Source organism: Streptomyces sp. NPDC018947, assembly GCF_044390505.1.
Classification (GTDB): Bacteria; Actinomycetota; Actinomycetes; order Streptomycetales; family Streptomycetaceae; genus Streptomyces.
Window position 1 is genome coordinate 314,944 of sequence record NZ_JBIRZD010000009.1, and the last position, 9,577, is coordinate 324,520.

The following is a 9,577-nucleotide window of genomic DNA, read 5'->3' on the forward strand; positions in this document are numbered from 1 at the left end:
CCGAACGGGAGCCGGCACCGCTACCGTCATACTTCTACGGCATGGGGTACGAGGTGTTCCCGCACGACGTCGAGGGGGCGTACGCGGCATGAGTCTCGGAGACGACCACCAGTCCTCCGGCGGTTACGGCGGCACGGGTCAGACACGGACGCGGCTGCCCGAGGGCGGCGGCGGTGACGCGTACGGGGGCACCCGGCGCAGCGGCCGCTCGTCCTCGCGGAGCCTGGTCACCGTGGTGGGCGTAGTCGTCCTCCTCATCGCCGCGATCGCCTTCGCGAACCGTGGAGGAGACGATTCCGCAGGTTCCGGCAAGGCGTCCGGCGACAAGCCGAAGACCTCGGCGACGGCACCGTCCGGCACACAGCCGGTGGACACCGAGTCCTCCGGCATCCCCTCGGGCTACGCCCACGACGAACAGGGCGCCCAGAGCGCGGCGGCGAACTACTCCGTCGCCCTCGGCTCGGCCGACATGTTCGACAAGGCCAAGCGCGACACCATCCTGCGGGCCATCATCGTCCCTGCGAGAGTGGCAGACTTCGAAGCCTCCTTGGACAAGGCATACAGCCCGGCCTTCAACAAGAACGTCGGCCTGAACGAGGACGGCTCGACACCCAAGGGCTACACCTTCGTGTCCCGTACCAGCCCGATCGGCACGAAAATCACGGAGAAGACGGCTGACAGCGCAACCGTCGAGGTCTGGTGCAGCGGCCTCCTCGGGCTCGCGGGACAGGACTCCACGGCCCCGGTCACGAGCAGTTGGTTCACCATCACCATCAAGCTGCATTGGACCGATGGTGACTGGAAGATCGTGACGCACTCCCAGAAGGACGGTCCTGCGCCGATTCCTGGCGACGACAAGGCATCCAACGCCGACGAGATGGCGAAGGCCGTCCAGGAGTACGGAGGGTTCACATATGCCCGCTAACCGCCGCGTACTCAAACTGACCGGTGCCACCGCGGCCGTACAGGCGGCAGCGATCCTCTTCACCACCCGCGCCTTTGCCGCGCCCACACCCACGCCTACGCCCACGGACAGCAGCGATCCCTGCGACCTGATCCACGGCCCCGCCAAGGACTACTGCGAACGCGGCGGATCCGGCGGCGGCTCCACCGGAGGTACCGGCGGGGACGCCCCCCGCCTCACCTCCACCCTCGACCCGCTCTCCTCCCTCGCCAAGGGCTGCGCCGACGCCGCCTCCTGGACCATCGACAAGCTCAGCGCTGCCGTCCAGGACACCGCGAACGTCGACTTCACGAACCCGAAGTTCCTCCAGCAGTACGCCGTGGTCTTCGCCGCGTCGACGATCCTCACGCTGCTCCTGTGGCTGCTGGCGGTGGCCAAGCGGGCCGTGCGCGGCGTGCCCCTGTCCACCGCGCTCTCCGAGGCCATCGGCTTCCTCTGGCTCACCGTCCTCGCCTCGGCCTTCACGCCCCTGATCCTCTACACGGTCGTCTCCGCCACCGACGGCGTCACCGACGTCCTCGCCAAGGCCACCGGCGACCAGACCGACACCTTCTTCGGCACCTTCTCCGGCGCCCTCAAGAAGGGCGAGGACATCGGCGGCGGCCCGATCATGCTGATCGTCGTCTCACTGGTCTCGATCCTCGCCGCCGGCGTCCTCTGGCTGGAGCTGGTCATCCGCGCCGCCCTGCTCTACGTCGGCGCCCTGCTCGGCACCGTCGTCTACGCCGGACTGGTCGACAAGAACCTGTGGGGCCACGTCCGCCGCTGGGCGGGCATCATGATCGCCGTCATCCTGGTCAAGCCGGTCATCGTCATCGTGCTGGGCCTCGCCGGGGCCCTGTCCGCCGACGACGGGCCCGACGCCTTCTCCGCCGTGGTCTCCGGCCTGGCGATCATCCTGCTCGCGATCTTCGCCTCCGCGATGATCTACCGCTTCGTCCCCGGCTTCGGCGACGAGATCGCCGGCTCCCGCAACAACCGCATCATGCAGGGCGCCGAGGGCAAGGCCGCGGCCGTCATCAGCTCCCCGGCCAACCTCGTCGCGCAAGGCATCAGAACCCACAGCACCCGCAACAACGGCGACAGCGGCGGCCGGTCCGGCTCGTCCTCCGGACCGCGGCCCTCCAACCCCGCCTCCGGCGGCGTCGCCGCGCACAGCTCGCGCCCCTCGAACAGCGGCGGAAGCGTCCCCTCCGCCGCACCCGCACCGCGCTCAGGCAGCCCGGTGAACACCCCCCATGCCAGCAGCACCCGCAACAGCAGCAACAACAGCTCAGGAGGTGACGGGCGTTGACGACCGAGTCCCACGTGTCCCATCCGGTCACGCCCCGCCGGACGTATCTCATCGGCCGCGCCCGGCCGAACGCGATCGTCGGACGCAACCGCGAGACCGGCGAGATCGCGCTGATCATCGCGGGCGCGTTCCTCGGCATGATGTGCGGACTCCTCGTCCCCGTCCTGACCCTGCGCATCGTGCTGCTCATGGGCTTCCCGATGCTCGCCCTGGCGGCCGTCTACGTGCCGTACAAGCACCGCACGTTCTACAAGTGGTTCGAGATCAACCGCAGCTACAAGCGGACCCTCCGCAGCGGCACCACCTACCGGTCCGGCGCCGTCGAGGCCGGCACCCGGCTCGACGGCCGCGAGGTCGAGATCGGCCCGCCGCCCGGCATCGGCCGCATCACCTGGCTGGCCGCACCCTTCGGACCGGACGAGATCGCCGTACTGCTGCACGCCGACCGCAAGACCGTGACGGCAGCCATCGAGATCGAGGGGCCCGGCGTCGGCCTGCGCGACTCCGAGGACCAGGAAGCCCTCGTCGACCGCTTCGGCACCCTGCTCAAGCACGTGGCCAACGGCGACGGCTTCGTCACCCGCATCCAGATGCTCGCCCGCACCCTCCCGGCCGACCCCGACGCGCACGCCAAGGACGTCGCCCTGCGCGGCGACGACAAGGCGCTGCCGTGGCTGCGGCAGTCGTACGACCAGTTGCAGTCGATGGTGTCCACCAGCAGCGAGCAGCACCGCGCCTACCTCATCGCCTGCATGCACTACACCCGCGAACTGGCCGCCGAGGCCCACACGATGGCCCGCGCGGCCCGTCCCCAGAACGGGCGCAAGGTCGACCGGGACGCGGGCCTCGCGATCGTCATGGCACGCGAGCTGACCGACATCTGCTCACGCCTCCAGGAGGCCGACATCCGCGTCCGGCAGCCCCTCGGCCAGGGCCGGCTCGCCTCGCTGATCCACTCCATGTACGACCCGGACCACCCGATCGACCACATCCAGGCGATGACCAAGCGCAACGCCTGGCCGGCCGAGCTCGACGCCATGGAGCCCACCTACCTCCAGGCCAAGACCCGCGAGTCCTCCACCCGCGCGCCCTGGTGCCACGCCACCGCGTGGGTCAAGGAGTGGCCGATGACCCCGGTCGGCGTGAACTTCCTCGCACCGCTGCTCGTGCACACCCCGGACGTCATCCGCACGGTCGCCGTGACGATGGACCTCGAACCCACCGAGGTGGCCATCGAACGGATGCTCACCGAGAAGACGAACGACGAGGCCGAGGCCTCCCGTGCCGCCAAGATGAACCGGACCGTCGACCCCCGCGACATCGCCGCGCACAGCCGTCTGGACCAGCGTGGCGAGGACCTCGCGAGCGGCGCGGCCGGCGTCAACCTGGTCGGCTACATCACCGTCTCCTCCCGCTCCCCCGAGGCGCTCGCCCGCGACAAGCGGACGATCAGGGCCTCGGCCGGGAAGTCGTACCTGAAACTGGAGTGGTGCGACCGCGAGCACCACCGCGCCTTCGTGAACACACTTCCGTTCGCCACCGGCATCCGAAGGTAGGGGCTGAGCCTGATGCGGGACCCGCTGTCCGTCCTCACCGACGCCTTCACGTCCTTCCTGTTCGGGAAGGTCGAGACGACCCGCCTCCCGGTCCGCACCTCCACGGGCCAGGCGCAGGCCGTCTACCTGCCCACCGCCGCACCCGGCCTCGGCGACTCCGGCGTGATCATCGGCCGCGAGGTCTACTCCGGCAAGGGCTACATCTACGACCCCTTCCAGCTCTACGGCCAGCAGCTCCCCGCCCCCCACTGGCTGGTCCTCGGCGAGTCCGGCAACGGCAAGTCGGCGCTGGAGAAGACGTACGTGCTGCGCCAGCTCCGCTTCCGCGACCGCCAGGTCGTCGTCCTGGACGCCCAGGGCGAGGACGGCGTCGGCGAGTGGAACCTGATCGCGCAGGAGCTGGGGATAACGCCCATCCGGCTGGACCCGATGGCCGCCCTGGACCACGGCATCCGGCTCAACCCCCTCGACCCCTCGATCACCACGACGGGCCAGCTCGCCCTGCTCCGCACGATCATCGAGGTCGCCATGGGCCACGGCCTGGACGAGCGCTCCGGCTTCGCGCTCAAGGTCGCGCACGCCTACGTCAACGAGACCATCGTCGAGCGCCAGCCCGTCCTCACCGACATCGTCGAGCAGCTCCGCCACCCCGAGCCGGAGTCGGCCGAGGCGATGAACGTCGACATAGACGACGTACGGGCCTGGGGACTGGACGTCGCCCTGGTGCTGGACCGGCTCGTCGACGGTGACCTGCGCGGCATGTTCGACGGCCCGACGACCGTCGGCATCGACCTCGACGCGCCGCTGATCGTCTTCGACCTGTCCCACATCGACCGCAACTCCATCGCCATGCCCATCCTCATGGCCATCGTCGGCGTGTGGCTGGAGCACACCTGGATCCGCCCCGACCGCAAGAAGCGCATCTTCCTCGTGGAGGAGGCGTGGCACATCATCAACAGCCCGTTCGTGGCGCAGCTCTTCCAGCGGCTCCTGAAGTTCGGGCGCCGGCTGGGCCTGTCGTTCGTGGCGGTGGTGCACCACCTGTCGGACGTCGTGGACGGGGCGGCGGCGAAGGAGGCCGCGGCGATCCTGAAGATGGCGTCGACCAGGACGATCTACGCCCAGAAGGCCGACGAGGCGAGGGCGACGGGCCGCGTGCTGGGCCTGCCGCGCTGGGCGGTGGAGATCATCCCCTCGCTCACCCCCGGCATCGCGGTGTGGGACGTCAACGGCAACGTCCAGGTGGTCAAGCACCTGGTCACCGAGACCGAACGCCCCCTGGTCTTCACCGACCGCGCGATGACCGAGTCCTCCAGCGACCTCACGGACGACGCCCTGCGCGCCGCCGAACTGGAGGCGGAGGAGCGGGCCGCGGCCTTCATGGAGCAGCACATCGGCGACTCCTCCGAATCGACGGTGGCGTAGGCGCAGGGGGAGGGACGGAACGGATGAGGCCGGACGAGCAGCGGCGGGACGGGCAGGGCGGAATCCCCGACGGCCTGCTGATCGGCATACTCGCCTTCCTCCTCGGCATGACCCTGCTGGTGTGGACGGCGACCGGTCTCGCCGCCCTGTTCGCCCACGGCTCCTGGCCCGCCGGCGTCACCTTCGCCGGCACGCCGCTCGCCATGCGCCACCTGATCGCCGAGCCCCACGACGTCCCCGGTGCCTGGCCGGACGCCCCCGCGGCGGAACTCTCCGGGTACGGGCTGTTCTGGGGGCTGTTCATCGGCCAGCTCATGGTGCTGGTCGTCCTGACGGTGTTCGTGATGGGCACACTGGCCCGCTGGAAAGCGGTACGGCAGCGACGGCGGGCCCCGCAGACACCCCCGGCCGTGACACCTCCGACGCCCGCGGTCCAGGCCCCGCCCGTGGCCCAGGCACCGGCCGCCGCGCAGTCCCCGCAGGCCCAGACACCACCCCCGGCCGCGCAGGCCCCGCGGACCCAGCCCCCGCCGGACCCGGCACCGGCCGCCCCACGGCACGACGTACCGACCCCGAGGACCGCCCCGGACCCCGCACCGGCAGCCGAGCAGCAGCCCCGGACGCCGACCGAGCAGACGTACCCCGCCTCCCCCCTCCACGGCGGCGGATGGGAGAAGATCCTCCTCGGCACGCGGGAGAGCCGCCGCACCACCGCGACGCAGGCCGTGAACGACGCCGAGGGCCCCACCCTCGTCGTCACCTCCAACCCGGCGCTGTGGCAGGACACCAAGGACGCCCGCGCCAAGCTGGGGCCCGTCCTCCTCTACGACCCCGCCCACCTCTGCGACACCCCGGCCCGCCTCCACTGGTCCCCTCTCGCGGGCTGCGAGGACAAGCAGACGGCCGTCGCCCGGGCCACCGCGCTGCTCACCCCGGTCCGGCCCACCGCCCGCCTCGACCAGGCCGTCGCCGACACCGCGGTCACGCTGCTGCGCAGCTACCTGCACGCCGCCGCCGTCGACGGCCGCACCGTCCGCCACGTGCACCGCTGGTCCCAGGGCGGCCAGGTCCAGGACGCGGTCCGCATCCTCCGTACGAACCCGAAGGCGGCGCCCGGCTCCGCGGGCGAACTGGAAGCGGCGCTGACCGCGCACCCCGAACGCCGGGACATGGCGCAGCAGCTCACCACCCGTGCGCTGGCGGCCCTTTCCACGGTCAACATCCGGGAGGCGTGCACTCCCAACCGAACTGATGCCGTCGCCTTGGATTCCTTCGTCCACGAACAGGGAACCCTTTACGTGGTGGGGGAATCCATCGAGGATCCCCGTACGAGCCCGGGCGCGATGCCGCTGCTGACGGCGCTCGTCTCCAGCGTGGTCGAGCGCGGCCGGCGCATGGCCGAACGGTCATCCTCCGGTCGGCTCGACCCACCACTCACCCTCGTCCTCGACGACGTCGCCGCCGTGGCCCCGCTACCCCAGCTCCCGGACCTGCTGGCCACCGGCGCGGACAGCGGTATGCCGACCCTCGCCCTGCTCCGCTCCCGCGAACAGGGCCGCGCCCGCTGGCCGCATGACGAGCTGCCGGTGTGACCCCGGTGCGGGGGGCTCAGCGCTCGACGACGAACTCCAGCTCCCTCTCCTCCGGCCTGCCCGCCGTCGGCACGGTCCGACCGCTCGGCGCGAATCCCGCCTTGCGATAGAAACCCTGGGCGCGTCCGTTGTCCTCGTGCACGATCAGCCGCACGCGCTCCGCCCCGGCGCCCCACGCCCACTCCAGCCCGGCGTCGAACAGCGCCTTGGCCAGCCCGCTCCCCCGCCACTCCGGCCGCACGAACACGCCGACGACGTGTCCCTGCCTCCGTTCCACGGGGAACCCGGCCCAGTCCGCCGTCCCGGCCTCCTCCACCAGCACCGTCAGCGTGCCGAGCCACTGCCCGCCCGGCCCCTCCGCGACGATCTGCCGCGCCCCGGACGCGCCCTCGGCGGCCCCGGCCGCCCTCTCCTGCCAGTAGGCGTCCGACCGGCACACGGCGGCGTCGTAGGTCTCCAGATAGGCCAGGTGCGCGAGCGGGTCCCGCAGCGCGCGCAGCCTCAACTCCTTCACGGCGGGCCACTCTTCGGCGCGTATCGGCCGGATCACGTAGTCACCGGGGACCAGGGCACTCATGACGGCCACCGTAGTACCCCGGTACTACGCCGCTCATCTCATATCCGCCCCCCGAGGCGGACGCCCGCGCCGCCCACGGGGCCGATCATGGTCGGATGGAGTCCGGGACGGAAGAACGTGCGGCAGAGCCTCTCACCGAGTACGTGCAGCGCGTCAACCGGCGCGTGCGCTCCTTCGACCGGCGCCGGCCGCTCGTGTGGGACCTTCACGTCACCGGCTTCTGGGTGACGGCCGCGCTGATCGACTGGGCCGGCGGCGGCTGGCGCAGCGTCGCCCACGACCCCGGCCTCCCCGACGGTCTCGTCCTCGCGCTGAGCCTCGGCCTCAGCGTCCCCCTTCTCCGGCGCCGCCGCCACCCCCTCGCCGCCCTTGCCGTGATGGCGCCGTTCGCCGTGGCCAACGCATGGACGGGCGCCGCCCTCCAGGTGGCCCTGCTCCAGCTCCTCCTGCTCTTCCACATCACCCTGCGCCTGCCACTGCGCACCCTGTGGTGGGCGGCGGCGCTGATGACGGTCCCGCTGTGCGTCACGCTGGTCCGCCACGGGGACGACGCGGGCCCGTGGAACCAGCAGCTCGGCTCCCACCTGATGGCCATGGGTGTGGCGGCCCTCATCGCCGTGACGGTGCGCACGCGGCGCAACTACACCGAGGTCCTCGAGGACCGCGCCCGCCGGCTGGAGATCGAACGCGACCAGCAGGCCCGGCTCGCGGCCGCCGCCGAACGCGCCCGCATAGCCCGCGAGATGCACGACATCATCGGCCACAACCTCTCCGTCATCACCGGCCTGGCCGACGGCGGCCGCTATGCCGCCGCGAAGTCCCCGCAGCGCGCCGCCCAGGCCCTCGACGCCATCGGCACCACCAGCCGTCAGGCCCTCGGCGAACTGCGGCGCCTGCTGGACGTCCTGCGCGACGAGGCGAAGGACGCGCCGGAACTGGCGCCGCAGCCGGCCCTCGCCGACCTGGACCGGCTCGTCGAGGGCGTCCGCAGCGCCGGCCTACCCGTGCGGACGACCGTCAGGGGCGACGCCGATCTGGCACCGGGCCGCCAACTCGCCCTGTACCGCGTCGTCCAGGAGGCCCTCACCAACACCCTGAAGCACGCCGGCCCCGACGCCACCGCCGAGATCGACCTCTCCTACGGTCCCGGGGGCGCCGTCACCCTCACCGTCACCGACACCGGCCGCGGCGGCCCCGCCCCGGCCCTCTCCGACGGCCGTGGTCTGCCGGGCATGCGGGAGCGAACGTCCTTGTACGGCGGCACACTTGAGGCCGGCCCACGCCCACGCCCCGACCGGGGCTGGCGCGTCCACCTGCACCTACCGGAGGAACCCCCGCAGTGACCACCGTCCTCATCGCCGACGACCAGCCGCTTCAGCGCTTCGGCTTCCGGATGCTCCTGGAGAGCCAGGACGACATGACCGTCGTGGGCGAGGCGACGGGCGGGACGGAAGCCGCCCGTATGACGGCCGAGCTCCGTCCCGACGTCGTCCTCATGGACGTCCGCATGCCCGGCCTGGACGGCATCGAGGCGACCCGGCGCATCGTCGCGGCCGGGCACCGCACCCGTGTCCTCATCCTCACGACCTTCGACCTCGACGAGTACGCCTACGCGGGTCTGCGCGCCGGTGCCTCCGGTTTCCTGGTCAAGGACGCCCAGCCCGAGGAGCTGCTGTCCGGCATCCGCGCCGTGGCCACGGGCGACGCGGTGGTGGCCCCGAGCCTGACCCGCCGTCTGCTGGACGCCTACGTCCACCATCTGCCGGCCGCCGGGGCAGCGACGGCCGACGGGTCCTCCGCCGACCCGCGGCTGGCCTCTCTCACGGACCGGGAACGCGAGATCCTGACGGTGATGGGCCAGGGCTGGACCAACACGGAGATAGCCGAGCGCCTCCACCTGGCCGAGTCGACGGTGAAGACCCACGTAGGCCGCATCCTCGCCAAGACGGGCTCCAGGGACCGCGTCCAGGCGGTGATCCTCGCGTACGACACGAAGCTGGTGAAGCCGTCCTGAATATGTCCCTGAACGCAGAAAACCCCCGCATCTTCCGATGCGGGGGTTTTCCCTCAATATTTGTTCGGCGGCGTCCTACTCTCCCACAGGGTCCCCCCTGCAGTACCATCGGCGCTGTAAGGCTTAGCTTCCGGGTTCGGAATGTAACCGGGCGT

At 71.4% G+C, this 9,577-nt stretch carries 8 protein-coding genes and 1 rRNA gene; 7 read left to right on the forward strand and 2 right to left on the reverse strand.

Translation table 11 applies throughout. The annotated features are described in order from the left end of the window. The first annotated feature begins 88 nt into the window (after window positions 1-88). Genes ACH499_RS19670 through ACH499_RS19690 form a run of 5 tightly spaced genes read left to right on the forward strand, consistent with a single transcriptional unit; the run spans window position 89 to window position 6,831 of the window. Complete coding sequence (locus tag ACH499_RS19670) at window positions 89-925, forward strand: hypothetical protein (RefSeq protein WP_399017182.1); 837 nt, start codon at window positions 89-91, stop codon at window positions 923-925. Beyond that, the gene (locus ACH499_RS19675) at window positions 915-2,258 is read left to right on the forward strand and encodes a hypothetical protein (RefSeq protein WP_356206656.1); all 1,344 of its coding nucleotides are present in this window, start codon (window positions 915-917) and stop codon (window positions 2,256-2,258) included. Before ACH499_RS19670 ends, ACH499_RS19675 begins: the two co-directional genes overlap by 11 nt. Beyond that, window positions 2,255-3,814: an SCO6880 family protein gene (locus ACH499_RS19680; RefSeq protein WP_356206653.1), complete on the forward strand. Its 1,560-nt coding sequence runs from the start codon at window positions 2,255-2,257 to the stop codon at window positions 3,812-3,814. Before ACH499_RS19675 ends, ACH499_RS19680 begins: the two co-directional genes overlap by 4 nt. 12 nt (window positions 3,815-3,826) lie before the next feature. Next, window positions 3,827-5,239: an ATP-binding protein gene (locus ACH499_RS19685; protein WP_356206651.1), complete on the forward strand. Its 1,413-nt coding sequence runs from the start codon at window positions 3,827-3,829 to the stop codon at window positions 5,237-5,239. A gap of 23 nt (window positions 5,240-5,262) precedes the next feature. Beyond that, entirely contained in the window at window positions 5,263-6,831 is a 1,569-nt protein-coding gene (locus ACH499_RS19690; protein WP_356206648.1) for a TraM recognition domain-containing protein, read from the forward strand. A 16-nt stretch (window positions 6,832-6,847) separates the two neighbouring features. Here the strand turns inward: ACH499_RS19690 and ACH499_RS19695 are convergent, their stop codons facing one another. Continuing rightward, window positions 6,848-7,408, reverse strand: coding sequence for a GNAT family N-acetyltransferase (locus ACH499_RS19695; protein WP_356206646.1), 561 nt, complete (start codon window positions 7,406-7,408; stop codon window positions 6,848-6,850). Window positions 7,409-7,503: 95 nt separating this feature from the next. Here ACH499_RS19695 and ACH499_RS19700 point away from each other — a divergent pair, with 95 nt between their 5' ends. Together ACH499_RS19700 and ACH499_RS19705 are read left to right on the forward strand one after the other, a co-directional pair. Next, window positions 7,504-8,751: a sensor histidine kinase gene (locus tag ACH499_RS19700; protein ID WP_399017185.1), complete on the forward strand. Its 1,248-nt coding sequence runs from the start codon at window positions 7,504-7,506 to the stop codon at window positions 8,749-8,751. Further along, a complete protein-coding gene (locus ACH499_RS19705; protein ID WP_356206640.1) occupies window positions 8,748-9,422 on the forward strand; it encodes a response regulator transcription factor in 675 nt (224 codons plus the stop codon). Before ACH499_RS19700 ends, ACH499_RS19705 begins: the two co-directional genes overlap by 4 nt. Window positions 9,423-9,484: 62 nt before the next feature. Here the strand turns inward: ACH499_RS19705 and rrf are convergent. Continuing rightward, window positions 9,485-9,577: ribosomal RNA gene (rrf, locus tag ACH499_RS19710) — 5S ribosomal RNA — on the reverse strand; the annotation flags it as partial.

What these genes read in the sequence shown, in the direction of transcription:
- ACH499_RS19670 (WP_399017182.1), top strand. Translation starts at nt 89, where the DNA reads ATGAGTCTCGGAGACGACCACCAGTCCTCCGGCGGTTACGGCGGCACG.
- ACH499_RS19675 (WP_356206656.1), top strand. Translation starts at nt 915, where the DNA reads ATGCCCGCTAACCGCCGCGTACTCAAACTGACCGGTGCCACCGCGGCC.
- ACH499_RS19685 (WP_356206651.1), top strand. Translation starts at nt 3,827, where the DNA reads ATGCGGGACCCGCTGTCCGTCCTCACCGACGCCTTCACGTCCTTCCTG.
- ACH499_RS19690 (WP_356206648.1), top strand. Translation starts at nt 5,263, where the DNA reads ATGAGGCCGGACGAGCAGCGGCGGGACGGGCAGGGCGGAATCCCCGAC.
- ACH499_RS19695 (WP_356206646.1), bottom strand. Translation starts at nt 7,408, where the DNA reads ATGAGTGCCCTGGTCCCCGGTGACTACGTGATCCGGCCGATACGCGCC.
- ACH499_RS19700 (WP_399017185.1), top strand. Translation starts at nt 7,504, where the DNA reads ATGGAGTCCGGGACGGAAGAACGTGCGGCAGAGCCTCTCACCGAGTAC.